Source organism: Pseudomonas stagnisoli, assembly GCF_048595745.1.
GTDB classification, from domain to species: Bacteria; Pseudomonadota; Gammaproteobacteria; order Pseudomonadales; family Pseudomonadaceae; genus Aquipseudomonas; species Aquipseudomonas alcaligenes_A.
Genome location: NZ_CP184361.1, coordinates 2,048,795 through 2,071,855, shown reverse-complemented (window position 1 = coordinate 2,071,855; position 23,061 = coordinate 2,048,795). Strand labels below are relative to the sequence as shown.

The window sequence follows — 23,061 nt, the reverse complement described above, 5'->3', positions numbered from 1 at the left end:
CTACTGGCGAGTGCCCACAGCGCTGCCGCCGACTGCGCCGGTGGTGTTGTGCAGCAGGCTCTGGGTCGCAACCTGCAGGAACGCCTCCAGGCGCTTCTGCAGCCCTGCCTGTTCGGCATCGCCCTGCAGCACCTCGACACGGCGCTCCTGCAGCTGATAGCGATAGAGCTTGGCCGGCAGGCCCTTGGGCTGCACCAGCACCCGCTCGCCACTGACGATGGCCACAGTCTGGTCGCTACCCGACGGTTTGATCACACCGATACCGGCATCGCCCTCGGGCAGCGTCAGCAGGTCGCGGCCCCAGCACTGCTGACGGCTGGTACCACCCAGGCGGCCCATGATGGTGGGCACCACGTCGATCTGCGTGCCCACCGTATCCCGGTGCTCGCCGAACTTCTCGCGCACGCCCGGGCCGATCAACAGCAGCGGCACGTTGAAACGGAACAGATCCATCTCGGTGAGCTGCTCCGGACTGCCGAAGCCGTGGTCGCCGACGATCACGAACAGGGTGTCCTTGTAGTACGGCGACTGTTTCGCTTTCTCGAAGAACTGCCCCAGCGCCCAGTCCGAGTAGCGCATGGCGGTCAGGTGCTGGTTGTTGGAACCACGGTCGGTTACCGGCGCCACCGGCAGCTGCTCCGGCAGCGCATAGGGAGTGTGGTTGGAAAGGCTCTGCAGCAGCGCGTAGAACGGCTTGCTCGGGTCCTTCTTGGCCAACTCCACGGCGGCGCGGTCGAACATATCCTGGTCGGACACCCCCCAGGTCGGATCGATGAACACCGGGTCGACGAAGTCCTCGCGCCCGATGAAGTTGCGCATCCCCTGGTTGCTGAAGAACCCGGACTGGTTGTCCCACTGGAAATTGCCGTTGTACACGTACAAATCGTCGTAGCCGCGGGCACTGAGTTGCTGTGGCAGGCCGGAGAACTGGTGGCTGCCCTCGGGCATGCGCATCAGGTACTCGAAACTCGGCAGGTTGGGGAAGCAGGCCATGGTGGCAAACATGCCTTGGTGGGTGTGGGTGCCATTGGAGAAGAAACGGGTGAACAGCAGCCCCTCCTGGCTCAGCCGGTCGAAGTTGGGGGTGATGCCAGCATCGCTGCCCAGTGCCCCGACCCAGCGGCCGGCGAAGCTCTCCATCAGGATCACCACCACGTGCTTGACCGGCAGCGTGCCCTCGGCAGGCGGCGTGGTGTCACGGCGGATCGCTGCGCTGTCCGCGTCGACCAGCACATCGTGCTCGCCGAGCAGCATCTGACGCACCGTGGCCAGGGCCTCGGCCTGCGGCAGGGTCGCTTTCCAGGCATTGTCGCGATGATCGGAAAAGCTGTTTTCGGCGGCATCAACCAGCGTCAGGATGCCATTCAGGCCCAGGTGGTTGGCGAAGATCGAATCGGTGGTGTAAGCGTCGCCCCAGCGCAGCGGCGGCCCCTGCTTGAGGGTGCCGCGAGCGGCGATCACCGCCAGCAGCAGGCACACAAAGAACACGCCGAAACGCAGGTACCAGGCCAGCGCCGGACGCACCTGGCGCGGCCGGGTGATGTGCTCGATCCAGTGCAGCAGCATGATCATCGCCACGGTGCCCAGGGCCCAGGCCAGCAAGTAGCGCGCCACCGGGAAGCCGTTCCAGAGCATGCTGGAGACCGTGCCCAGGTCTTCCTCCAGGTACTGGAATACCAGGCTGTTGAGGCGCTGGTGAAACTCGCGGTAGAAGTCCATCTCGGTGATGCCGAGCAGCAGGCTGAGGCTGGCGACGCCGCTCAACCACAGCACATGAACGCGCCGCGCGGCCATCGCGCGCAGGCTGAGGATCGACAGCAGCAGCGGCGCCACGGCGTACACCACCACACGCAGGTCGAAGCGCGCGCCATTGAAAAAGGCTTCGAACAGGTCGCCGGCCGAGGTCTCGCCGATCAACTCGGCGTTGTGGTGCAGCAGCGCCAGGCGCAGGGCCGCGAACATCAGCATCAGCAGCAACGCACTGGCGGCAGTAAAGGCAAGGTGGCTACGCAGGTTGGGGCGCAGGGCGTCCATTGAAGGCATGACGAATGGAGTCCAGTTTGTAGGGGCGAAGGATTCTCTGCTGCAACAGGTGAAAATTCCGTCGAAGCGGCAAACAGACCCGCCCGGCGCAAACAGGTTCAGTTGCCATCTCGCGGCGCCACCGGGCGACTGTTATTCTGCCGGTGACCACTGACTGGTAAGGGGGCTGGGATGCTGGACTATGTCGCGCTAGGAATACTGATATTCGCTGCAGTCGTGCTGTTCTACGGGGTGATCGCAATCCATGACATCCCCTACGAGATCGCGGTGCACCGCAAGCATCCGCAGCAGGATGCCATTCACGTGGCCGGCTGGATCAGCCTGTTCACCCTGCACGCCATCTGGCCGTTCCTGTGGATCTGGGCGACCCTGTACCGTGAGGATCGCGGCTGGGGCTTCTCCAGTGCGCCACCCGCAACCGCCGCAGACGACGCTCGCCTGCAGGCTCTGGAACAGCAGGTCGGAGAGCTGCAGGCGCGCCTGGCCAGCCTGGAACCGCCAGCCCCGCTAACGACGCCACCCGCTCAGGCGCCTGTCGCCCCCGAATTGCCGCGGCAGGAGGGTTGAGCCATGGATCTGTTGCTCATCCTCACCTACACCGCCATCTGCGTCGCCGTCTTCAAGATCTTCCGGATTCCACTGAACAAGTGGACGGTGCCTACCGCCGCACTTGGCGGTGTGGTGCTGATCGGCGCGCTGATCTTCCTGATGAACTACAACCACCCCTACTCCGAGGTGTCGCGCAGCTACTTCGTCAGCACGCCGATAGTGCCGGCAGTCAGCGGCATGGTCACCGAGGTGCCGGTCAAGGGGCATCAGATGCTGGAAAAGGGCGACATCCTGTTCCGCATGGACCCAACGCCATTCGAAAGCAGGGTCAAGTCAATCAAGGCCCAGCTGGTCTCGGCCAGAGCCGATCAGGCACGCGCCATCGAGCTGGCTCGCCGCAATGTCGGCAATCGCCGCGACGTGGACATCACCACCGCACGCGTGGAGGACCTGCAGGCCCAGCTCATCGGCGCCCAATATGATCTGGACAGCACAGTGGTGCGCGCGCCCTCGCGCGGCTACGTGACCCAGGTATCGCTGCGCCCGGGCATTCGTGCAGTGAAGATGCCCCTGCGGCCCGCCATGATCTTCATCCCGCAGGAAGACTACGCCTATGTGGCCTGGATGCGGCAGAACAGCCAGCTGCGCCTGAGCATTGGCGACGAGGCCGAGATAGCCTTCGACGGCATCCCCGGCGAAGTCTTCGAGGCCAAGGTAAAGATGGTCCTGCCGGTGATTGCCGAGGGCCAGGTGCAGCCTGGCGGCAACCTCATCGGCTTCACCGGCTCGCCGCCCCCCGGACGGGTGCCGGTGGTGCTGGAAGTCATCGACCCCGAATTCGAGCAATACCGGGATCTGATGCCAGGCGGCGCCTATGGCCAGGCCGCGCTGTACTCGGAGCACCTGCACCACGTCGCCATCATGCGCAAGATCCTCCTGCGCATGGCGTCCTGGATGAACTACATCTTCCCCTTCCACTGATCGAGGCACTCGACATGGCCAAGAGCAAAGCCAAGGAACAAAGCGCGCAGCGCATGGCCCGCAAGGACTACGAGCAGGAACTCAAACGCCTGCATGTCGAGCTGGTAAAGCTGCAGCAGTGGGTGGTGGCCAAGGGCCTGAAGGTCTGCGTGGTGTTCGAGGGCCGCGATGGCGCCGGCAAGGGCGGCACCATCAAGGCACTTACCGAACGGGTCAGCCCGCGCGTGTTCCGCGTGGTGGCGCTGCCGGCGCCGACCGAGCGGGAAAAGAGCCAGATGTATGCCCAGCGCTACCTGCAGCACATGCCGGCGGCAGGCGAAGTGGTGATCTTCGACCGCAGCTGGTACAACCGCGCGGGGGTGGAGCGCGTCATGGGCTTCTGCAGCGAGGATCAGGCCAAGAAGTTTCTTTCGCTGGTCCCCCTGTTCGAGAAGATGATCGTCGAGTCCGGCATCATCCTGATCAAGTACTGGCTGGAAGTCAGCGCCGAAGAACAGCAGCGGCGCCTGGAAGCGCGAATCCACGACGGGCGCAAGATCTGGAAGCTATCGCCGATGGACCTCAAGTCCTTCGGCCGCTGGGACGACTACACCCGCGCCCGCGACGAGATGTTCGCCGCCTCCGACTCCTCCTGGGCGCCGTGGTACATGGCCCATTCCGAGGACAAGCGACGGGTGCGCCTGAACATCATCAGTCACCTGCTGGAACAGGTCCCCTACGAGGACATCACCCAGGAACAGAAGATCGAGCTGCCCAAGCGCGGCAAGATCGGCCGCTACAAGAGCCCGCACTACCCCTTCCGCAGGGTGGAAGAGCGTTTCTGAACCGAGCGCAGGAGGCGTGATGAAACGGGTCGACTTGCTTGTTGCCTCGCTGTTCGAGCTGCAGATCAACCTGCTGCACGCACGACTGCGCCTGGAGGCAGGCACCGACGGCGAGGCCCTGCACGATCTGCGCATCGCCCTGCAACGCCTGCGCAGCCTGCTGGCGCCGTTGCGGCGGGTCGCCGACCTGTCACCGCTGTATACCGCAGCCGCCGCGCTTGGCGCCCTGACCGCGCCCGTGCGCGACCTGGAGGTGCTGGCGGCGGAACTCGAGCGCAACGGCCACAGCGAGCTTGCCAGCAGGCGCCGCGCCCTGCTGGCAGAGCGCTATGCGGCGGTGCTCGACAGCCGTGAACTGGAGCGCCTGCTGGCCTTCCTCGACATCTGGCCCGGCGAGCTGCGCGACGCGCAGCATGCGGGCGAGTTGCGCCGCCTCGACAGCCTGATCGAACGCCGCCTGCACAAGCAGCTAACACGGCTGCTGCAAGCACTCGCCACGCCCGGCTATGACCGCCATCGCCTGCGCCTGCTGGTCAAGCGCGTGCGCTACGCCGGCGAAGCCTATCCGCAGCTGATCGGCCTGCCCCGTCGCAGCCTCCGACTGCTCAAGGAAACCCAGTCGGCGCTGGGCGACTGGCACGACCACTTTCAGTGGTGCCTGCGCATCGACCAGGAGAATGACCTGGAGCCACTGCGTATGGTGTGGCAAACGCGGAGGGACGACGCCCTAGTGGAGGCGGAAAAGCAGCTGCAACGCCTCGCCAGGCATCTACGTAAACGAGTCAAGCGGGAAAAACATCCGCACGCCGCCTAAGTCACAATCCCGGGAATTCGTTGCCTGGCCGCCCCTACCGAGGACTCTCGCCGGCTCCGCATAGGCCGATTCGATCGCGAGAAGAAGGCTTTCCAGCCTTTTGGGGCGATGAATCGGCCGGATCACACGTCTGGTCGCCAAATCGTCGCCGCCACTCTTTTGGCTGGGTAAGCTGCGCATCAGGCCAAATGCCATCACGCATTGGCTCAAGACGCAGCGTACTGTCGCCGATATCCTCGGCAACCCAATAAGAACGGAGCCCACTCCCATGCAACAAGGGCAGTTAGCCAACCCTCTGCCGCAAGCCCCGCAGAGTCACAACGATGAGTCGCTAAGCCGCATGCTGTCCTTTTTCTGCGTGTGCGGCACCGTCATCGGTCTGTACAGCGGTATCAAATGGGGCCGACTGGGCAACGATGCGCTGATGCAGGGCTCGTTCCTGCTGATTATCGGTATGCCACTGGTACTGATGACCGTGCGCCAGGCCTGGCTGCCGGCACGTGGCGTGGCCAACCTGGCCATGGCACTGATCAGCAGCTACGCCATGATCCTGATCTATCAGCTGGGCGGGGTGCATTCGGCCCACATCTTCTGGCCGCTGGTAGTGATCGGTTTCGGCTACCTGCTACTGGGCGGTCGCAGCGCGGCGTTCTGGGCTCTGGTCCAGCTGGTTTTCGTGTTCTGGCTGATCCGCCTGGATCGAGCTGGCGCCAGCTTGCCGCAGTTCGAGTTGAGCCCACGCGATGCCATGCTCAACGAATACTCCGGCTACCTGCTGCCGGTGCTGACCATGTGGCTGGCCCAGTGGTACAGCGCTCATGTACGCCAGCAAGCACTGAGCGACGCTCAGCAACATCTGGACGAAGCCGAACGCGTGGGTAAGGCGGCCACCGCCAGCAGCCAGCAACTGGCGGTGCTGCTCGATGAGGTACGCCACAGCGCCGGCGATCTGCGTCAGCTATCGCAACAGCTCTACCTCACACTGGACAACATGCGCCAGCGCTGCCAGAGCATCGACGGCGATGTGCAGCAGCAGGCCGACGCCATGCAGCAACTCGACCTGGCCGTGCACCAGGTACTCGACGAACTGGCCGCCAGCACTGCACAGATGCAGCAGCTGAGCCAGGATACCCAGCACAGCAGCAACCAGGTCACCACCTGCGCACAGCGCATGCAGGAGGCGCAGCACAGCATGCTGGCCATCCAGCAGAGCAACCAGCGCATTGCTGAATCCATGCAGATGATCAGCGCCATCGCCCAACAAACCAACCTGCTGGCGCTGAACGCGGCTATCGAGGCCGCCCGCGCCGGCGAGCACGGGCGGGGTTTTGCCGTGGTCGCCGACGAGGTTCGCAGCCTGTCGCAACGCAGCAACCAGACCGCCGACACAGTGCAGAGCGTGCTCGGCCAGTCGGAGCAGATCGTCAATACCGGCGCCGAGCAGGTAAGCGATGTCGGCGATGCTCTGAGTGAAAACGCTGCCCTGACGGAAAGCCTCTCCGGCGCCATCCTCCAGCACAGCCAGGCATTGCACCAGGCTCACCACCAACTGGTGCAGGTACGCGACAACAGCGCCGCCCAGCGCGAAGCCAGCCTGCGCCAGCGCGCTGCCAGCGCCGAATTGCTGCAGGCCCAGGAATCCCTGGTGCAGCTGGGCGAGCGCCTTGATCAGCTGTCGCACCACTTGCACCAACGGGTTGTCGAGCAGCGCTGAACCCGCTCCTTTGCGCCGACCACGAAAAAGCCGGCTTACGCCGGCTTTTTCTTGGTTTACCGCGGGCTCAGTCGTTGCTGGGCTTGTTGACCGCCTGCAACACGTACTGCGGCAGCGCAAAAGCCCCCAGATGGATCTCCGGGTTGTAGTAGCGGGTCACGATGCCGCTGCCGGCATAACGCTGACGCAAGGTTTCCAGCGCCAGCTTGCGGTACTCGGCGTCCGTGCTGCCCCAGGCGAAGGTCATGCTGCCACCGATGTAGGTCGGCACGGCCGCCATGTAGAAGTGCCAGTCGGCGAACAGCCCGTCCATGCGCCCGGCAGTGGTCTGTACTTCGGCCAGCTGCATGAACGGCGTGCCGTTCTGGGTCACCAGGATGCCGCCGTCATTCAGGCAGCGCCGGCAGGCCTGGTAGAAGTTCTCGGAGAACAGCACCTCGCCGGGACCGATCGGGTCGGTGGAATCGGAGATGATGACGTCGAACTTCTCGGTAGTGGTCGCGACGAAGTTCATGCCGTCATCGATCACCAGGTTCAGGCGCGGGTCATCAAAGGCGCCGCAACTGTGGTTGGGCAGGAACTCCTTGCACATCTCCACCACGGTGCCGTCGATCTCGACCATGGTGATGCTCTCCACGCTGCGGTGCTTGCGCACCTCGCGCAGCATGCCGCCGTCGCCGCCGCCGATGATCAGCACGCGCTTGGCCGCACCGTGGGCGAGGATCGGCACATGGGTGAGCATCTCGTGGTAGATGAACTCGTCGGCCTCGGTGGTCTGGATCACCCCGTCCAGCGCCATCACCCGCCCCATGCGGGCATTCTCGAAGATCACCAGATGCTGGTGCTCGGTGCGCACCTCATGCAGCAGGCGATCCATGCGAAAGCGCTGGCCGTAGCCGTCGTAGAGCGTTTCCTGATAGTCACTCATGGGTAGTCCCCCTCGTCGCTGGTGGATGCGGACGGACCAGCCGCCCATGAAAAGGCGCGCATTGTAAGGACATCTGCCGAGCGGCTCCAGCCGCAGCGACTCAGAACCGGACGTTGCCGCGCGGCCCGGCCAGCGCCCAGATGATCAGCCCCAGCACCGGCAGGAAGACGATCAGCAGCACCCAGAGGATCTTGATCCCGGTCTCCGCACCGCTCTTGATCACGTTGATGATCGCCCAGATGTCCAGAGCCAGAATGACCAGGCTAAGCAAACCGCTGAGGGTAGTACCCATGACGACACTCCTGTGTGAATGGACCTCGTCACTCTAGGATACCGATCGCGCCACAGCGTTCCATGCGCCGCCGAAACGGACGTAAAAACGGCAACATGCGACATATTTCTATGTTTTCACGACAGCATGTGACTCGAAGGTCAGGTTCCGCCATCAATTGTTCACAGGCCGCGGCAATACGTGCTTTCGCTGGCCAGATCGCACACTGGGCATCCTTGGAGAACAGACCCATGAACACCTCGCTCCGCGTCAACGAAGCTCTGCTCATCGCCGGCCGCGCCTTCCAGCCATTCCAGTGCGTGGCCTGGCAACCCCAGGACGGCACCGGCGTGATCACCCTGGCGGTGATTGACCGTACCAACCGCCGCCTCGGCCAGGCTCAGCTGGACAGCCGCACCTACGCCGATCCGGCGCAGCTGGCCGACGCCCTGACCCAGTCGCGCGAACAGCTCAGCCGTGACGGCTACGCCCTCGACCCGTGGAGCATGCCCGAGTAACACACGCGCAAGTCCCCGGCCTGCCGCCACCCCGCGAAGCCCCCTCTGCCGCCAGGCGAGGGGGCTTCGCATTTTCCGGGCAGCGTCTGTCCATATCTGTGGGGTGATTGTCATTGTCGCCAAGAGGCGATCCGCGCAGACTGCCTCCAGCTTCTGGAGGGAATCCCCATGCGCACCATTGCCAGCCTGATCTACCCGGACGTGATGAGCCTCGACGTCACCGGCCCGCTGCAGGTATTCGCCTCGGCCAACGTCGAGCTGCGCCGCCAGGGCCAGGCCGAGGCCTACCGCCTGCGCGTACTGGGTGAACAGGCGGGGCCAGTCGCGACCTCGGCCGGCTTCCAGCTGGTGGCCGAGCAAGCCTGGCGCGACTGCGCAGCGGCCGAGCTGGACACCCTGCTGGTGCCCGGCGGCCTGGGCGAGACGGCGCAGTGCGCCAACCAGCCGCTGCTGGTCTGGCTGCGCGCTGCCGAGCCGCAGGTCCGTCGCCTCGGCTCGGTGTGCTCCGGGGCACTGATCCTGGCCGCCGCCGGTCTGCTCGACGGGCGTCGCGCGACCACCCACTGGGCTGACGCGGCGGCACTGCGCCAGCATGCGGCCATCGAGGTCGATGGCGACCGCCTGCATACCTACGACCCCAGCGGCCGCGACGGTGACGCCCATGTGTTCACCTCGGCCGGGGTGACCGCCGGTATCGACCTGGCGCTGGCCCTGGTCGAAGCCGATCTCGGCCATCCGCTGGCCCTGGCAGTGGCCCGGCGCCTGGTGATGTTCCTGCGGCGCCCCGGCGGCCAGGCGCAGTTCAGCGCCCTGCTCGCCCCTGATGCCAGCCGCACGCCGCGCCTGCTCGGCCTGCTCGAGTGGATGGCACAGAACCTCGCCGCCGACCTGTCACTGGAGGCCCTGGCGCAGCGCGCCCATCTGTCCAGCCGCAGCCTGTCGCGGCTGTTCGTGCAGGAACTGGGCGTGGGTCCGGGACGCTACGTCGAGCAGCTGCGCCTGGAAGCGGCACGCGGGCTGCTGCAGGACAGCGGTGCCTCGATCGGCACCGTGGCGCGGCTGACCGGCTTCCGCCACCCGGAAAACCTGCGCCGTACCTTTCACAAGCACCTGTCGGTAAGCCCCCAGGACTACGCCGAACGCTTCGCCTGACGCCCCAGGAGCCCCCCATGCTCGAACTACGCCCCGGCTGCGAATGCTGCGACCGTGACCTGCCTGCAGACTCACCGGACGCCCGCATCTGCTCCTTCGAATGCACCTTCTGCCGCGACTGCACCGAGCAGCGCCTGCACAACCGCTGCCCGAACTGCGGCGGCGAGCTGGTGCGGCGACCGATTCGCCCGGCTGACAGGCTGGCCCGTTTTCCCGCCGCCACCGCGCGCACCCACAACCCCGCCGGCTGCCCGGGAACAGAGGAATGATCATGTTCGAACTCCTGCGCAAACTGCGCGGCGACGCCGCCGCCCTGCCACCCCGCGCCAGCGGGCGGCAGATCGCCCTGGCCTGGCTCGGCGGCGCGCTGGCCATCGCCTGCGTTGCCAGCACCGCCGACTGGCTGTCGCTGAGCATGCTGCTGGGCTCCTTCGGCGCCTCCTGCGTGCTGGTGTTCGGCTTTCCCGACCTGCCCTTCTCGCAGCCGCGCAACCTGGTCGGCGGGCACGTCCTCAGCTCCCTGGTCGGCCTGGTCCTGTTGCACGGCTGCGGTCCGCAATGGTGGGCCCTGGCGCTGGCAGTCGGCACCGCGATTGCCCTGATGATGGCGACGCGCACCGTGCACCCGCCTGCCGGTTCCAACCCGGTGATCATCTTCCTCGCTCAGCCCGGCTGGGACTTCCTGCTGTTCCCCACTCTCAGCGGAGCCCTGCTGCTGATGCTGGTGGCGCTGATCTACAACAACGCCACGCGCGCCGTGCGCTACCCCAAGTACTGGTGATCGCCATGCTGCTCCTGCGCAACCCCACCCTGCTGCGTCTATTCCTCGCCCAGGCGCTGTTCTGGAGCTGCGCGATGATCGGCATCACCCTGACCTCGCTGGTCGGCCTGCAGCTGGCACCGCTCAACGGCCTGGCCACCCTGCCGCTGGCGTTGTTGGTGCTGGGCTACCTGCTGGCGACCCAGCCACTGTCAGCCTTCATGCAGCGCCGCGGGCGCCGCGCCGGGCTGGTGCTGGGCGCCAGTGCCGGCATCCTCGGCGGCCTGCTCAGTGCGCTTGGCGTGTGGCTGGCGGATTTCTGGCTGTTCTGCCTGGGCGCCCTGCCTATCGGGGTGTACCAGGCCTCGGCCATGTACTACCGCTTCGCCGCCCTGGAGGCCGTGGACGCCGCGCACCAGGGCCGCGCCAGCGCCTGGGTGATCGGCGGCGGCCTGTGCGCCGCGCTGCTGGCGCCCAGCCTCACGCTGTGGGCGCGCGATGCGCTGGAGCGCCCTTTTGTCGGCGCCTACCTGCTGGTCGCGCTGCTCGCCGCGCTGGCCATCCCTTTGCTCGCCGGGTTGCGTCAGGGCGCCCTGCCGCCGGCCACGCGCGGCGCGTTGGCGGCCATGCGCATGCTGCTGGCGCGGCCGTTAGTGCGTGCGGCCATGGCCATCACCGCAATCGGCCACGGCCTGATGATCCTGGTGATGAACGCCACACCACTGGCCATGAGCTTTTGCGGCCTGCCGCTGGCGGCCGGCGCCGAGGTGATCCGCTGGCACATGGTCGGCATGTTCCTGCCGGCCTTCGTGGCCGGCACGCTGGTCGACCGACTGGGCTGCCAGCGCGTGGCCCTGCTGGGCATCGGCCTGCTGGCGGCGAGCGCCACCATCGCCCTGAGCGGTGAGCTGCAGCCCCACTTCCTGGCATCGTCACTGCTGCTGGGGATGGGCTGGAACCTCATGCTGGTGGCCGGCACCACCCTGCTCGGCCAGGGCCACAGCGCGGCGGAGCGCGGCCAGGCGCAGGGCCTGATGGAGCTGGGCAACGGCACGGTGGCGGCGCTCGCCTCGTTTGCCTCCGGCGCGCTGCTCAGCGGCCTGGGCTGGACTCCGGTGAACCTGGCGATGCTGGGTCTGCTGGCGCTGGCCCTGCTGTTGGTCGCCAGCGGCCCACGGCAGGCCCGGACGGCCTAGCCGCCGTGCACACTGACCTGGTTGCGCCCACCGTGCTTGGACTGGTAAAGGGCGCGATCGGCCCAGTCGATCAGTTGCTGGTGATCCTGCGTGCGCTGGCCGAGGTCGGCCACGCCGAGGCTGATGGTGAAACGAATCTCCTGCCCCTCGTGATCCACCACCAGTGCCTCCACTAGCTGGCGCAGGCGCTCGGCGAACAGCTTGGCGCCGATCTTGTCGACATCCGGTAGCAACACCACGAACTCCTCACCGCCATAGCGCCCGGCGATGTCGCTCTCGCGAATCACCTCGCGCACCACCTCGGCCACCAGCTGGATCACCTTGTCACCGGCCGGGTGCCCGTAGGTGTCGTTGATGCGCTTGAAGTGGTCGATATCGAAGATCACCAGCGAAGCCATGCTGCCGTATCGGCAGTGACGCGAGTACTCGCGGCGCAGCTCCTCCTCCCAATAGCCCCGGTTGTTCAGACCGGTGAGACGGTCGGTACGCGACAGGTGCTTGAGCTGCTGGTTGGCCGACTGCAGCTGGTGCTTGTTGACCGCCACGCTGGTGACGTCATAGATGATCAGGCAGACATGCTCGATGCGGCTGTTGGTGGCCAGCAGCGGCAGGATGGTGGTGTTCTGGTACATGAAGTCTTCCTGCCCGGTAATGGGCTGGTAGTTCTTGAAGCGTACCAGGTAGGGGCGCTGCTCCCAGATGGTGAAGGCCGGGGTGCCGAGGGTCGCAACGCTGTCCACCTTGTGGCGGAACCAGTCTTCCTCGATCTCGGGGAACAGCTCGAAGAAGGACTTCTGCAGCACATCCTCCGGCGGACGCCCGGAGCGGTTCTCCATGAAGCCATTCCACACTTGCACGCGGAACTGGCGGTCCAGCACCACCACGCCGACATCGATGCTCTGCACGATCGTCAGCAACCAGTGGAACTCGTTGAGGTCGGCGGTTTCGGCCATGGGTCAACCCATCATGTAGGCGAGCTTCTTGGTCAGCAGCGGCACAGAGTCCTCGGTGAACAGCAGCATCAGGTCGAAGTGGATACTGTGCCCCTCGATGCTGTAGCTGAACTCCACCGCCAGGGTCTTGCGCCAGCGCTGCTGGTTGAGCCGGATCAGCTCGTCGATCGACGAGTGCTGGCCGAGGACCTGCGGGTGGCCCTGGGAAAACTTGATGTTGATCTGCTCGGCGATACCGCTCAGGCAGGCGCCGATCACCACGCTGGACATGTCCAGCAGCATTTCCATGGCGGAGTTCTCGCTGGCACTGCGGCGCAGCAGCTTGGCCATGTCGGTCACTTCCGAGTCATGGAAGATCAGCAGCGCCTCGCCGGCGATCCCACCGCCGATGTAGCCCTGGCAGATGGCAGTGAGGCGATCGTCGCTCTGCGCGTCGGCCAGCGCCATGTGCAGCTCGCTCACTTCGAGGATGTTGACGTTGGGCACCGGCAGCTCGACGAACACCCCCAGCACCCGCGCCAGCAGCGCGGCGGCGCGCCCCATGGCAACGTTGATGACTTCACGGAAGGCATCACGGAAATTGACCTTGGGCTCGACCAGCAGCACCGGCGGCGCGCCCGCCTCGCCACGGTACAAGCCCAGGCGTTGCAGGGTCTCGCGCATCAGCGTGGCGTCGGCCGGCTTTTTCAGAAAGGCCAGCGCCCCCAGCTCGGTGACGCGCCGCACGGCCTCGTCCTGCACATCGCCAGAAACCACGATGACCTTGCACGCCAGGCCTTCGTCACGCAGCCCGGCGAGCACGCCGTAGCCGTCCAGCTGCGGCATCGTCAGGTCGAGCAGGAGCAGCTCGATGCCGCCCTGGCGGATGCGCTGCAGCGCCTCAACGCCGTTGGTGGCCTGGCTGACCTCGACCGGCCACTCCGGCGGCAGGGCACGCAACAGCTGCTTGCGCGCCATCGCGGAGTCGTCACAGACCAGCAGGGAAGTGGTTGCCATCGGCAGAAGCCTCGAACACGGGGCAGGTGGAAAGGAGCGACTGTCTTCTTGTTAGCACTCCTGCCGCGCAGAGTCACGCCAGGGCGGCAGTACGGGGGCCATAAGGAATCATGTTTACTGGCCGTTTGCCATATCACTATGCCATCTGCCCTGCCATTTGCGACAGCGTGCACGCTTGATCTGAAGTCTTTCCCTCTGAAAGTACCGCCAGTTCAACTGCCAGCATGGTTCGTCGGCCTGCAGGAGCCATACAGGGCACTGCTGGTCGCGGCCCCCTTAACAGACCTGTTGACGCGCCGGTTCCCGGAGCTCTGCCCATCAGAGTTCGCCTGCAACCGCTGCGCCCCCACTGAGACAAGGAGTCCCAGATGCTTATTCGTACCCTCTGCTGTGCCATCGCCCTGCAGGTCGGCAGCGTCCATGCCCTGCAGACCGATACCCTGCCCGCCACCCGCCTCGGTGAGCTCTCCAGCGCACTGGCCAGCTCCGCCGGCAGCAGCCAGTGGCAGCAACTGTGGAAGCGCAGCCGCGATGCCGGACACTTCCAGTCCAGCGGTGAACAGGCACGCTTCATCCTGCCGATGACCGAGATTCCCGAAATGGTCCGCGACACCCTGGCCAAGGCCGATAGCGCCACGCCGCAGAAGTCCACTCTGGTGCTGTACCGGCGCGACTTCGCGCCACGCGTGACCGGGGTCGAGGCCCTGAAGGACGTCACGGCCATCTGCCTGCAGGTGGACTGGCGCAGCGTGCCCGACAACCCGCAACCGGAACAGCTGATCGGTGCCAACCTGCTGCTCACCTACCCCTGCCACTGATGACACGGGGCGCGGTTGCGCCGCGCCCCGTGTTTTGCCTCAAAGCAGCGTGCCCAGCAACGCAGCCTCCTGGCGCCTGCGGGTGGCGTAGCGATCACCGAAGTTCTGCAGGTTGCCGCAGGCCGCGGCCCAGTCGTGAGCCACTACCTGCTTCCAGAAGTTCGGCGTGCGTGAAGCGAGATCACCGTACTGGAAGGCCACCGATGCGATCACCGTCTGCGCCGGCGCCGGCAAGGCGCCGAAGTCGCCGCCGCCAGCCTTGGTGTAAGCGGCAGCCAAGCGCTCGATGAAGGGTTGCTTGAAGGCCTCGTCGATCGCCTCGGCCTCCGCGGCGCTGACGGTCAGGGGCTGCTGCGCCAGCCTGGCCGCCGCCTGCTGCCCGATCAGCCCGAGATAGGGGCTGAGGCGCTGTACCAAACCAGGGTCCAGACCCAGGGCCTGCAGGTCCTGCAGATGGCGCTGGCCCAGGTCGAAACCGGTGGCGATGGTCACTCCGCTGCGGCTATTGGCGGCATCCGGCACATAACCGCGGGTGGCGGGCCCACCCTCCAGGCGGGCGATGAAAGTGAAGTCTATTGCGTAACGGGACATGGCAGTTCTCCTTGAATGAAGGGGCAACCAGTCCAACACCCACGCAGGAGTACACATCAGCTTGAACAATTTCCTGACCAATCAGGGGGGATATTTCCCCATTAACCCGCAGGCCAGAGCGTCCCTAGCATCCTTGCGAGTCCACAAGACCAACAAGGAGCAAGACCATGGACGAGAATGACCTCAAGCAGGTCGATGTCAGACAACTGCCCCACTCGCTGCAAGAACTGATCGAATGTGTCGGTCTGGAAAATGCCTACCGGCTGACCAGCTGCTTCGGCGGACGTCCGAAGTACATTCCCAAGTTCCCTTCCCGATCCTCCCTCACCCTGATCCTTCCCCCGGAAGCCCTTTGCGCCCTGATCGAGCGCTATGCCGGTCTGTCCATCGAGATCCCCAAGGTGGACCACTTCCTGCGCCAGATCCGCAACCAGCAGATCTTCCAGGAAAGCTGCGACGGGCTTTCACGCAGCGCCCTGGCCGACAAGTACGGCCTGAGCCTGCGCCAGATCGGCAACATCCGCCGTCAGGAACACGCGACTCACAGGTAACCAGTTCCCGCTGAATCCAGAGCGCCCGCAGTCATAGCCTGGAATTGCGCACTTTCGCGCAACTTATAAGGAGATTGACACATGTCACAGATAGATACCGGCCTGATCGGCTCCGTTATCAATGCCCTGCCTCTCGACCGGATGATCTCCGGGCCGCTGCAGGCGATGATCGCCGCCCAGGTCCAGGCCAGTAAGGCCTACGCCGACTTCCTGCTGACCGTATGTATCCAGGACGGCAAGGCGGTATCCGTACAGTTCGACTATGACGAGACGTTGGTCGACGAGAACGGCGTGTACCAGGGCACGGTGACCAAGAAGATGCGCATTCCGCTGCTGGCGGCCATCAGTCACCCGAACATCACCGTCGAAGAAGGCACCATCGACTTCGAGCTGACCATCAACCAGATGGCCGAGGACACCAGCGAAACCGCCGCCGAAGGCAGCTTCGAAGCCAAGCTCGGCTGGGGCCCCTTCAGCCTCACCGTCAAAGGCTCGGTCAGCCACAAGTCGACCCAGACCCGCAAGACCGACACCCGGGCGCGCTATGCGATCCACACCAAGATCGCGCGCCAGGATCCGCCGGAAGCCCTGATGCGGGTCATCGACTTCCTCACCGACGCCGCAACCAAGCCGGTGATGCTGCCCAATGCGCAGGCTGCCAGCAAGGATGCCCTGCCCACCGACGCCGTATTGCCCGATCCGTCCAAGCCCGCAGCACAGGGCAGCTCCACGCCCACAACCCCGTAAGCGCTAAAGCCGACCCCGCCGCCAGGCGGGGTCACCCTTTCCCCACATGCAAGGAGCCCCATGATGGCGCTGTTTTCCAAGAAGGAACCGATGACTGCCAGCGACCTCAGCCACATCACCCGTGGCTTGCACCAGGCGGCGGCCGCCACCCACCAGGTGATCGCCCAGCAGTACATCAAGCTGTTCGACCAGTTCTTCGACTACGACCCCAACGACCTCGGCACGCCGATGAAGGCCAAGATGGTCGAAGTAGCCCTGGACGAAGGACACACCCTCAATATTCCGCTGATCACCCTGGTAGCGCCGCGCGGCCTGGCGCTGGCCGCGATGAAGGTCGATCTGTCGGTGAAGATGCAGGGCACCGAACTGGAGAAGGCACGCGACAATCTGCAGAACGGCGAACTGGCCAGCGAGCGCTTCTTCGTCACCTTCGGCCAGGACAAGCGCAAGGACCAGCAGCGCGACCCAGACGAAATCGCCATCAGCATGGTGTTCAAGGCCTGCGAGCCGCCGGAGGCGGTCAACCGCCTGCTCGAGGAGTACACCAACCTGATCAGCCCGATCCGCAACCCGCCGACTGCCAGCGGCCCGCAGCCCGGCGCAAGCGAAGGCGAGGCGACTTCCGGTTGAGATGTTCGCCCTGCTCGCCGGCCTGCTCTACGGTCTGACGGCGGCAGCCTGGCTGCTGTTCTGGCACCGGGCCATGGCCGCGCCGGTGCTGCTGCGCAGCTATCCGCTGCTACGCGCGCCCTGGATCGGCGGCACTGCCGTGCAGCTGGCCGCGGCCCTGCTGGCGATTCAGCATGGCGCCGCACCGGGCGGCGAATTCGAGGCGGTGCTGTTCGACGTGCTGCACAGCCGTGCCGACCTGGTGCTGTCCGCTTCGGCCAGCATCCTGGTGGTGGCCACGGTGGTCTACGGCGTCAACCAGCAGACGCCACCACGCCCCTTCATGCGTCTGATGTCCTTCGCCCTGGTGGCGCTGCTCGGCTTCATGCTGCCGGTGATCTGGATACCGCCGCAGCACGAGGAATGGATGCGGCTGCTGCGCCACCTGCAGACCGCCTCGTACAACTGGGGCCTGTTCCTGATGTGCGCGGGACTGCTGATCCTGCTGGAGGAGCTGATCCCGCACAGCGCCGCGGACGACTAGCCGCGGCGCCGCGTGTTCCGTCAGTCGGAGCCCAGGGTCATGTTGCGGTCGCCGCTGCTCGCGGTGATGCGCCAACGCTGGCCGAGGGCATAGAACACCCCGAGCCCGCCAAAAAAGGCCATGAACACCCCGCCGGCCAGCAACACCCAGAGTTCCTTGGTCTCGCCAGGGTCGGCGGCGGCCGCGTGAATCATCCACAGCCCCATCGCCGACAGGCACAGGCCGACGCCCACGCCCAGCAGAGTGCGCAGGCGGGTGGCGGCATGGCCATGGTGGCGATGAATCAGCTCGACTAGCTGTTCCAGATCGTGGCGCCCGACCCCAACCTCGGCGTCGTCCTCGATTTCCACGCCGCCGTAGATCAGGTGCAGACGCACGGCCTGGTCCAGCCAGCCGGGGTCGCTGGTGTGCACGATAATGGTCTTGTTCATGGTGATGCTCCCTGAATGATCGGAGCACCAGCCTTGCCCGAGCAAAGTCCGTGCAGCAGCGGGAGTGATTTCCCCGGCAACGAAAAAGGCGCCCGCAGGCGCCTTTCTTGGTATCCGGGAGCGCTTAGTAGTATGCGTTCTCGCGGTTGCTGTGGTCGGTCACGTCACGCACACCCTTGAGCTCGGGGATACGTTCCAGCAGGGTCTTCTCGATACCCTCCTTGAGGGTGTAGTCGGCCTGCCCGCAGCCCTGGCAGCCACCGCCGAAACGCAGCACGGCGATGCCTTCCTCGACCACGTCGACCAGGGTCACCTGGCCACCATGGCTGGCCAGGCCAGGATTGATCTCGGTCTGCAGGTAATAGTTGATGCGCTCGGTGATCGGGCTGTCCTCGTTGACCATCGGCACCTTGGCGTTCGGCGCCTTGATGGTCAGCTGGCCACCCATGCGGTCGGTGGCGTAGTCGACCACGGCATCTTCCAGGAACGGCTCGCTGACGGCATCGATCCAGGCAGTGAAATCCTTCAGTGCCAGAGCGGTGTCCTCGGGCTTCTGCTCGCCCGGCTTGCAGTAGGCAATGCAGGTTTCCGCGTAGGGCGTGCCGGGCTGGGTGATGAAGACGCGGATGCCGATGCCGGTGGTGTTCTGCTTCTTCAGCAGATCGGCCAGATAATCGTGGGCGGCTTCGGTAATGGTGATGGCGCTCATGGCAACTCCTCGCAAACGTGGCGCCAGTGTACGCCAATAGCCGCCACCGGATAAAGTCCTAGCGTTTTAGTAGGAATAATTCCCAGCGCCGAGTCCGCTAGAATGGGCGCTCGATCACCCAGAGTTTGCCGCACCATGACCGACTGGATCACCGCCCTGCCCAAGGCCGAGCTGCACCTGCACCTGGAGGGCTCGCTGGAGCCGGAACTGCTGTTCGCCCTGGCCGAGCGCAATCGCATCGCCCTGCCCTGGGCCGATGTGGAGGCCCTGCGCAGCGCCTATGCCTTCAACAACCTGCAGGAATTCCTCGACCTCTACTACCAGGGCGCCAATGTCCTGCGCACCGAGCAGGACTTCTACGACCTGACCTGGGCCTACCTGCTCAAGTGCCGGGAACAGGGCGTCATCCACACCGAACCGTTCTTCGACCCGCAGACCCACACCGACCGCGGTATTCCCTTCGAGGTGGTGCTGCGTGGCATCCAGCAGGCGCTGGTCGATGGCGAGAAGCAGCTTGGCATCAGCCATGGCCTGATTCTCAGCTTCCTCCGCCACCTGCCCGAGGAAGCAGCCTTCAAGACTCTGGAGCAGGCCATGCCGTTCCGCGACGCCTTCGTCGCCGTCGGCCTGGACAGCTCCGAGATGGGCTTTCCGCCGCACCTGTTCGAGCGGGTATTCGCCAAGGCCCGCAGCGAGGGCCTGCTGACCGTCGCCCATGCCGGCGAGGAAGGCCCGCCCGAGTACATCTGGGAGGCGCTGGACCTGCTCAAGATCGAGCGCATCGACCACGGCGTACGCGCCATCGAGGACGAGCGCCTGATGCAGCGCATCATCGACGAGCAGATTCCGCTGACCGTCTGCCCATTGTCCAACATCAAGCTCTGCGTGTTCGATGACATGCGCCAGCACAACATCCTGACCATGCTCGAACGTGGCGTGAAGGTGACGGTGAACTCGGACGACCCGGCCTACTTCGGCGGCTATGTCGGCGAGAACTTCGCCGCCTTGGAGCGCGACCTGGGCATGACCCGCGAGCAGGCCGCCCGTCTGGCCAGCAACAGCCTCGAGGCAAGACTGGTAAAGTAGCGCGCTTTTTTCGCCCACCCAGTCAAGAACCGGAGTTGTAGATGTCCCGTTTCGCCCTCGGCCTGAGCCTGGCCGCCACCCTCGCAAGCGGCCAGGCACTGGCCGCCGACCTGCTGCAATGGCAGGACAACAGCCTGACCTACCTCAACGGCATCGACTTCAAAGTCGACCCGCCCAAGCAGCAGACCGTCACCTTCGAGCACGCCAGTGGCTGGAGCTTCGGCGACCTGTTCGTCTTCGTCGATGGCATCAAGTACAACACCGAAGCCACCAACGGCGCCGGTGACGGCCACACCTTCTATGGCGAGATCAGTCCGCGCCTGTCGCTGGGCAAGATCAGCGGTGCCGACCTGTCGTTCGGCCCGATCAAGGACGTGCTGCTGGCGGCCACCTACGAGTTCGGCGAGGACGATGTCGAGTCCTACCTGCTCGGCCCGGCCGTGGACCTGAACATCCCCGGTTTCGACTACTTCCAGCTCAACACCTACCTGCGCACCACCGATGGCCGCCGCGACGGTGACAACGTCTGGCAGATCACCCCGGTGTGGAGCTACACCATCCCGGTGGGCGACTCGGACCTGGTGATCGACGGTTTCATGGACTGGGTGGTGGACAACGACGACAGCTACCACGCCAACCTGCACTTCAACCCGCAGATCAAGTACGACCTGGCCAAGGCCATGGGCTGGGGCAAGCGCTTCTACGTGGGCGTCGAGTACGACTACTGGAGCGACAAGTACGGCATCGACGACAACGGTTTCGTCGGTTCGGAGATCCTAGGCGGCACCGACCAGAGCGCCATCAGCCTGCTGGCCAAGGCGCATTTCTAAGCGCCACCGCTGAAAAAAAGTCCGCCATTCGGCGGGCTTTTTCATGGGCGCTCGGTACAGGGGGCAACCCACGAGAGCCGCAGCGCGGGTTGCAGCCGACCTAGGTGGTGCACCTCAGAGGTTCTGGTAGCGGTTCATGTCCAGCACGCCCGCCTCCACCGGTTCGGTCTCCTGGATATAGGCCGACAGGTCATGGAAGTAGTGCCAGAACTGCGGATGGCTGCGGCGGATGCCCCAGCGCGCCACCACCTTGTCGAAGGCAGCCGGGTCGCGGGCCTGCTCCAGCTGCGAGACGAACTCCGGCACCTCGTCAGCCCTGAGGCTGAACATGAAGTTCGGGTAGCTGGTCAGCACGCCCGGGTAGACCGTCAGGGTATCCAGCCCCGGCTGATAGCGCAGCGACTCGCCGGCCATGAAGGCCACGTTGCTGTGCGCGCGGTTGCGCAGCAGGCTGTAGACCTCGCGCTGGCCGTCGGCGCGCTCGACACGCAGCAGCGTCGCCTCGGGCAACTGGTCGATTACCTTGAGCCCACCGGCCGGGCGCCCGGTCAGGCGGCTCAGGGCCTGCTCGGCATCCTCCAGATCGGCTGGCAAGCCGGTTCTGTGGCACTCGGCGCCGGTGCAGCGGTTGATCGGGTCGGGGCGTGCGTTGAGCGTGTCGTAACGCTCCAGCAGCGAGCGGGCGAACGCGCCCTTGGCCCCCAGCTCCGGCAGCCGCATGGCACTCGGCGTGTCGACATCGGCCTCGGTGTAGTCCAGCCACATCTTCAGCTTGCCGCTGTTCTGATACCAGTCATCCAGGTAGGCCTGGCGCGACTGCGGCGGCAACAGGCGGAGGAAGTTCAGCTCGGCGCCGTTGCGGATCAGGTCGAAGTACAGGCGCGTCTGCGCCTGGTGGGCAACATTACCGAACACGTCGAAATTGACCACCAGCTGGTAATAGGTGCGCTCGAACAGCGGGTAGTCCAACAGCCACAGGGTCTGCGGGATTTCGCCGATCAGGCCCTTGCGCACCATGGCGCTGTCGTGATGGCGGTAGATCGACAGCAGCGCATTGTCGTTGCCGGCCCACAGGTGCGACCAGCTGGGTGGCGTCGCTTCGGCATAGGTGTCGCGGCGCAGCTCCTCATACTGGTTGCGCTTGTCCCGGTAGGCCTTCCACAGCCCCAGCAGGTCGCCGATCTCATCGAACTGACCAGGCATGGCCAGCAGCGGCGTGGCCTCGGCGCGGTAGCCGGCATCGGTGATGTAGAGATCGTGGCGCGGGTCCTGGAACACCGCCCAGAAGTTGTCGCGGATCACGTCGGTGGCGATCTGCCCGCGGCACACCGGCCCACGGATAAAGGTGCGCACGAAGTACTCGGCGTTATCCAGCATGAACTGGTAGCGCGCCTCGGCAGGAATCGCCTGGAAGGTCTCGAAGGGGTTGGCGCGCCGCTGCGCGCCGTAACCAGGTACCGCATCCACCGTCCAGTCGCTGGCGTAGAACAGCTCGCGCACCCGCTCCAGCTTCTTCGCGCTAAGCGGATAGGTGATATGGGTCTTGTGCACGATGACGCCCTGGATCGGCCACAGCCGGTAGTACACCTCGGTGCCCGGGTCATCTTTGGGCCGGCGTGTGGCGATCGGGTCGATCGGCTGGCCGCTGGGCGTGCGCGAACGCACCAGCTGGAAGAAATGCCCCGGCTCGCCACCCTCGAAGTACAGGTGGGCGAGGAACAGGTGTTCGAACAGCCAGCGATTGACCAGGCTCTCGCGCGCGCCGGGCGCATTGAGGAAGCGCTCCCACTCGGCGATCTGCTTCTGCTCCATGGCAGTGGCCTGCAGCGTCTGCTGCTCTACCGGGGCGCCCTGCTTCACCCAGCGCTGCAGGGTGGCGTACTCGGCGTCACTGAGGCCGGTGACGGCAAAGGGCATGCCGGCGTGGGCGAACTTCTTCGCATAGGCCTCGAACTCGCCCGGCAGTGGGCACTGGTTGTCGCGGCCGATGGAAATATCCAGGTCCGCCGGCAGCTTGGCATTCGGCACCGGTGGATTATTGCGCCCCAGCTCCAGCATGCGCGCGATCAGCGCCGCCTGGCCGGCCTGCGGATCCAGCACCGAATGAAAGCCCTTGGCGCGCCACGCCGCCTCACCATGCGCGTCGAGGTACAGGCGTGTGGTGGCCTGGGCCTTGGTGCGCACGCCGTCGTATACCGGAAGCCTGCTGGCACCGCGCTGCACGCCTTCACCGCTGCCCAGATTGAGCTGGCAAGGCGAGTCGTAGCAGGCGTGGCAGGCCACGCACTTGTGGCTGAGGATCGGTTGCACATCACGGCTGTAGGAGACCGGCTCGGCAGCGAACACAGGCGCGCACAGCAGCGCCAGTGGCGCGAGAAAACGACGGAGCATGGGCAAAATCCTTATGCGGCGATCCGGCATTGTACGACCGGCACAACGAAACAGC

General features: G+C 65.3%; 26 protein-coding genes. 17 read left to right on the top strand and 9 right to left on the bottom strand.

Annotation, left to right across the window (positions count from 1 at the left end; translation table 11 throughout):
* Positions 1-2,043: an LTA synthase family protein gene (locus tag ACOAPY_RS09990; protein WP_465156552.1), complete on the bottom strand. Its 2,043-nt coding sequence runs from the start codon at positions 2,041-2,043 to the stop codon at positions 1-3.
* A gap of 171 nt (positions 2,044-2,214) precedes the next feature.
* On the opposite strand from ACOAPY_RS09990, the gene ACOAPY_RS09985 reads away from it, so the two are divergent.
* From ACOAPY_RS09985 to ACOAPY_RS09965, 5 genes are all read left to right on the top strand, one after another.
* A complete protein-coding gene (locus tag ACOAPY_RS09985) occupies positions 2,215-2,610 on the top strand; it encodes a DUF3302 domain-containing protein (RefSeq protein ID WP_465156550.1) in 396 nt (131 codons plus the stop codon).
* A gap of 3 nt (positions 2,611-2,613) precedes the next feature.
* Positions 2,614-3,573 carry an HlyD family secretion protein gene (locus ACOAPY_RS09980; RefSeq protein ID WP_465156548.1) on the top strand — a complete coding sequence of 320 codons (960 nt, stop codon included), beginning with the start codon at positions 2,614-2,616 and terminating at the stop codon, positions 3,571-3,573.
* Positions 3,574-3,587: 14 nt separating this feature from the next.
* Entirely contained in the window at positions 3,588-4,397 is an 810-nt protein-coding gene (ppk2, locus tag ACOAPY_RS09975) for a polyphosphate kinase 2 (RefSeq protein WP_465156546.1), read from the top strand.
* 19 nt (positions 4,398-4,416) lie between these two features.
* Positions 4,417-5,211: a CHAD domain-containing protein gene (locus ACOAPY_RS09970; RefSeq protein ID WP_465156544.1), complete on the top strand. Its 795-nt coding sequence runs from the start codon at positions 4,417-4,419 to the stop codon at positions 5,209-5,211.
* A gap of 268 nt (positions 5,212-5,479) precedes the next feature.
* On the top strand, positions 5,480-6,925 hold the full coding sequence (locus ACOAPY_RS09965) for a methyl-accepting chemotaxis protein (protein ID WP_143479623.1): 1,446 nt from the start codon (positions 5,480-5,482) through the stop codon (positions 6,923-6,925).
* Positions 6,926-6,992: 67 nt separating this feature from the next.
* Here the strand turns inward: ACOAPY_RS09965 and speE are convergent, their stop codons facing one another.
* Positions 6,993-7,853 (bottom strand): polyamine aminopropyltransferase, encoded by an 861-nt coding sequence (speE, locus tag ACOAPY_RS09960; RefSeq protein WP_076426435.1) that lies wholly within the window; start codon positions 7,851-7,853, stop codon positions 6,993-6,995.
* 100 nt (positions 7,854-7,953) lie between these two features.
* On the bottom strand, positions 7,954-8,145 hold the full coding sequence (locus ACOAPY_RS09955) for a PLDc N-terminal domain-containing protein (RefSeq protein WP_061904204.1): 192 nt from the start codon (positions 8,143-8,145) through the stop codon (positions 7,954-7,956).
* A gap of 230 nt (positions 8,146-8,375) precedes the next feature.
* Between ACOAPY_RS09955 and ACOAPY_RS09950 the strand changes: the two genes are divergently transcribed.
* From ACOAPY_RS09950 to ACOAPY_RS09930, 5 genes are all read left to right on the top strand, one after another.
* Positions 8,376-8,642, top strand: coding sequence for a hypothetical protein (locus tag ACOAPY_RS09950; protein WP_021699508.1), 267 nt, complete (start codon positions 8,376-8,378; stop codon positions 8,640-8,642).
* Positions 8,643-8,810: 168 nt separating this feature from the next.
* Entirely contained in the window at positions 8,811-9,794 is a 984-nt protein-coding gene (locus tag ACOAPY_RS09945) for a GlxA family transcriptional regulator (protein WP_465156542.1), read from the top strand.
* A gap of 17 nt (positions 9,795-9,811) precedes the next feature.
* Entirely contained in the window at positions 9,812-10,063 is a 252-nt protein-coding gene (locus tag ACOAPY_RS09940) for a DUF1272 domain-containing protein (protein ID WP_465156540.1), read from the top strand.
* A gap of 2 nt (positions 10,064-10,065) precedes the next feature.
* Complete coding sequence (locus ACOAPY_RS09935; protein WP_465156538.1) at positions 10,066-10,575, top strand: HPP family protein; 510 nt, start codon at positions 10,066-10,068, stop codon at positions 10,573-10,575.
* Positions 10,576-10,583: 8 nt separating this feature from the next.
* A complete protein-coding gene (locus ACOAPY_RS09930) occupies positions 10,584-11,750 on the top strand; it encodes an MFS transporter (protein WP_465156764.1) in 1,167 nt (388 codons plus the stop codon).
* Here ACOAPY_RS09930 and ACOAPY_RS09925 read toward each other — a convergent pair.
* Complete coding sequence (locus ACOAPY_RS09925) at positions 11,747-12,703, bottom strand: sensor domain-containing diguanylate cyclase (RefSeq protein ID WP_465156536.1); 957 nt, start codon at positions 12,701-12,703, stop codon at positions 11,747-11,749. The two genes, ACOAPY_RS09930 and ACOAPY_RS09925, sit on opposite strands and share 4 nt — an antisense overlap.
* 3 nt (positions 12,704-12,706) lie before the next feature.
* Positions 12,707-13,699, bottom strand: a complete 993-nt coding sequence (locus ACOAPY_RS09920) for a response regulator (protein WP_076583173.1) — start codon at positions 13,697-13,699, stop codon at positions 12,707-12,709.
* 368 nt (positions 13,700-14,067) lie between these two features.
* On the opposite strand from ACOAPY_RS09920, the gene ACOAPY_RS09915 reads away from it, so the two are divergent.
* Positions 14,068-14,517, top strand: a complete 450-nt coding sequence (locus ACOAPY_RS09915) for a hypothetical protein (protein ID WP_465156534.1) — start codon at positions 14,068-14,070, stop codon at positions 14,515-14,517.
* 39 nt (positions 14,518-14,556) lie between these two features.
* On the opposite strand, the gene ACOAPY_RS09910 is transcribed toward ACOAPY_RS09915, so the two are convergent.
* Complete coding sequence (locus ACOAPY_RS09910) at positions 14,557-15,108, bottom strand: pesticin C-terminus-like muramidase (protein WP_465156532.1); 552 nt, start codon at positions 15,106-15,108, stop codon at positions 14,557-14,559.
* A gap of 167 nt (positions 15,109-15,275) precedes the next feature.
* Here ACOAPY_RS09910 and ACOAPY_RS09905 point away from each other — a divergent pair, with 167 nt between their 5' ends.
* The 4 genes from ACOAPY_RS09905 (at position 15,276) to ACOAPY_RS09890 (ending at position 17,559) form a co-directional block, all read left to right on the top strand.
* Entirely contained in the window at positions 15,276-15,659 is a 384-nt protein-coding gene (locus ACOAPY_RS09905) for a Mor transcription activator family protein (RefSeq protein WP_076583182.1), read from the top strand.
* A gap of 81 nt (positions 15,660-15,740) precedes the next feature.
* The gene (locus tag ACOAPY_RS09900) at positions 15,741-16,406 is read left to right on the top strand and encodes a DUF2589 domain-containing protein (RefSeq protein ID WP_465156530.1); all 666 of its coding nucleotides are present in this window, start codon (positions 15,741-15,743) and stop codon (positions 16,404-16,406) included.
* A 63-nt stretch (positions 16,407-16,469) separates the two neighbouring features.
* Positions 16,470-17,036, top strand: coding sequence for a DUF2589 domain-containing protein (locus tag ACOAPY_RS09895; protein WP_076583607.1), 567 nt, complete (start codon positions 16,470-16,472; stop codon positions 17,034-17,036).
* Between the two features lies 1 nt (position 17,037).
* A complete protein-coding gene (locus tag ACOAPY_RS09890; protein ID WP_465156528.1) occupies positions 17,038-17,559 on the top strand; it encodes a hypothetical protein in 522 nt (173 codons plus the stop codon).
* A 20-nt stretch (positions 17,560-17,579) separates the two neighbouring features.
* Here the strand turns inward: ACOAPY_RS09890 and ACOAPY_RS09885 are convergent, their stop codons facing one another.
* Positions 17,580-17,990, bottom strand: a complete 411-nt coding sequence (locus tag ACOAPY_RS09885; RefSeq protein ID WP_076583190.1) for a hypothetical protein — start codon at positions 17,988-17,990, stop codon at positions 17,580-17,582.
* Between the two features lie 124 nt (positions 17,991-18,114).
* Positions 18,115-18,699, bottom strand: coding sequence for a Fe-S biogenesis protein NfuA (gene nfuA / locus ACOAPY_RS09880; RefSeq protein ID WP_021699523.1), 585 nt, complete (start codon positions 18,697-18,699; stop codon positions 18,115-18,117).
* 135 nt (positions 18,700-18,834) lie between these two features.
* On the opposite strand from nfuA, the gene ACOAPY_RS09875 reads away from it, so the two are divergent.
* Together ACOAPY_RS09875 and ACOAPY_RS09870 are read left to right on the top strand one after the other, a co-directional pair.
* Positions 18,835-19,785: an adenosine deaminase gene (locus ACOAPY_RS09875; protein WP_465156526.1), complete on the top strand. Its 951-nt coding sequence runs from the start codon at positions 18,835-18,837 to the stop codon at positions 19,783-19,785.
* Between the two features lie 41 nt (positions 19,786-19,826).
* Positions 19,827-20,615: an outer membrane protein OmpK gene (locus tag ACOAPY_RS09870; RefSeq protein ID WP_465156524.1), complete on the top strand. Its 789-nt coding sequence runs from the start codon at positions 19,827-19,829 to the stop codon at positions 20,613-20,615.
* Between the two features lie 114 nt (positions 20,616-20,729).
* Here the strand turns inward: ACOAPY_RS09870 and ACOAPY_RS09865 are convergent, their stop codons facing one another.
* A complete protein-coding gene (locus ACOAPY_RS09865; protein WP_465156522.1) occupies positions 20,730-23,006 on the bottom strand; it encodes a fatty acid cis/trans isomerase in 2,277 nt (758 codons plus the stop codon).
* Positions 23,007-23,061: the final 55 nt, after the last annotated feature.

What these genes read in the sequence shown, in the direction of transcription:
- ACOAPY_RS09990 (WP_465156552.1), bottom strand. Translation starts at nt 2,043, where the DNA reads ATGCCTTCAATGGACGCCCTGCGCCCCAACCTGCGTAGCCACCTTGCC.
- ACOAPY_RS09985 (WP_465156550.1), top strand. Translation starts at nt 2,215, where the DNA reads ATGCTGGACTATGTCGCGCTAGGAATACTGATATTCGCTGCAGTCGTG.
- ACOAPY_RS09980 (WP_465156548.1), top strand. Translation starts at nt 2,614, where the DNA reads ATGGATCTGTTGCTCATCCTCACCTACACCGCCATCTGCGTCGCCGTC.
- ppk2 (WP_465156546.1), top strand. Translation starts at nt 3,588, where the DNA reads ATGGCCAAGAGCAAAGCCAAGGAACAAAGCGCGCAGCGCATGGCCCGC.
- ACOAPY_RS09970 (WP_465156544.1), top strand. Translation starts at nt 4,417, where the DNA reads ATGAAACGGGTCGACTTGCTTGTTGCCTCGCTGTTCGAGCTGCAGATC.
- ACOAPY_RS09965 (WP_143479623.1), top strand. Translation starts at nt 5,480, where the DNA reads ATGCAACAAGGGCAGTTAGCCAACCCTCTGCCGCAAGCCCCGCAGAGT.
- speE (WP_076426435.1), bottom strand. Translation starts at nt 7,853, where the DNA reads ATGAGTGACTATCAGGAAACGCTCTACGACGGCTACGGCCAGCGCTTT.
- ACOAPY_RS09955 (WP_061904204.1), bottom strand. Translation starts at nt 8,145, where the DNA reads ATGGGTACTACCCTCAGCGGTTTGCTTAGCCTGGTCATTCTGGCTCTG.
- ACOAPY_RS09950 (WP_021699508.1), top strand. Translation starts at nt 8,376, where the DNA reads ATGAACACCTCGCTCCGCGTCAACGAAGCTCTGCTCATCGCCGGCCGC.
- ACOAPY_RS09945 (WP_465156542.1), top strand. Translation starts at nt 8,811, where the DNA reads ATGCGCACCATTGCCAGCCTGATCTACCCGGACGTGATGAGCCTCGAC.
- ACOAPY_RS09940 (WP_465156540.1), top strand. Translation starts at nt 9,812, where the DNA reads ATGCTCGAACTACGCCCCGGCTGCGAATGCTGCGACCGTGACCTGCCT.
- ACOAPY_RS09935 (WP_465156538.1), top strand. Translation starts at nt 10,066, where the DNA reads ATGTTCGAACTCCTGCGCAAACTGCGCGGCGACGCCGCCGCCCTGCCA.
- ACOAPY_RS09925 (WP_465156536.1), bottom strand. Translation starts at nt 12,703, where the DNA reads ATGGCCGAAACCGCCGACCTCAACGAGTTCCACTGGTTGCTGACGATC.
- ACOAPY_RS09920 (WP_076583173.1), bottom strand. Translation starts at nt 13,699, where the DNA reads ATGGCAACCACTTCCCTGCTGGTCTGTGACGACTCCGCGATGGCGCGC.
- ACOAPY_RS09915 (WP_465156534.1), top strand. Translation starts at nt 14,068, where the DNA reads ATGCTTATTCGTACCCTCTGCTGTGCCATCGCCCTGCAGGTCGGCAGC.
- ACOAPY_RS09910 (WP_465156532.1), bottom strand. Translation starts at nt 15,108, where the DNA reads ATGTCCCGTTACGCAATAGACTTCACTTTCATCGCCCGCCTGGAGGGT.
- ACOAPY_RS09905 (WP_076583182.1), top strand. Translation starts at nt 15,276, where the DNA reads ATGGACGAGAATGACCTCAAGCAGGTCGATGTCAGACAACTGCCCCAC.
- ACOAPY_RS09900 (WP_465156530.1), top strand. Translation starts at nt 15,741, where the DNA reads ATGTCACAGATAGATACCGGCCTGATCGGCTCCGTTATCAATGCCCTG.
- ACOAPY_RS09895 (WP_076583607.1), top strand. Translation starts at nt 16,470, where the DNA reads ATGGCGCTGTTTTCCAAGAAGGAACCGATGACTGCCAGCGACCTCAGC.
- ACOAPY_RS09890 (WP_465156528.1), top strand. Translation starts at nt 17,038, where the DNA reads ATGTTCGCCCTGCTCGCCGGCCTGCTCTACGGTCTGACGGCGGCAGCC.
- ACOAPY_RS09885 (WP_076583190.1), bottom strand. Translation starts at nt 17,990, where the DNA reads ATGAACAAGACCATTATCGTGCACACCAGCGACCCCGGCTGGCTGGAC.
- nfuA (WP_021699523.1), bottom strand. Translation starts at nt 18,699, where the DNA reads ATGAGCGCCATCACCATTACCGAAGCCGCCCACGATTATCTGGCCGAT.
- ACOAPY_RS09875 (WP_465156526.1), top strand. Translation starts at nt 18,835, where the DNA reads ATGACCGACTGGATCACCGCCCTGCCCAAGGCCGAGCTGCACCTGCAC.
- ACOAPY_RS09870 (WP_465156524.1), top strand. Translation starts at nt 19,827, where the DNA reads ATGTCCCGTTTCGCCCTCGGCCTGAGCCTGGCCGCCACCCTCGCAAGC.
- ACOAPY_RS09865 (WP_465156522.1), bottom strand. Translation starts at nt 23,006, where the DNA reads ATGCTCCGTCGTTTTCTCGCGCCACTGGCGCTGCTGTGCGCGCCTGTG.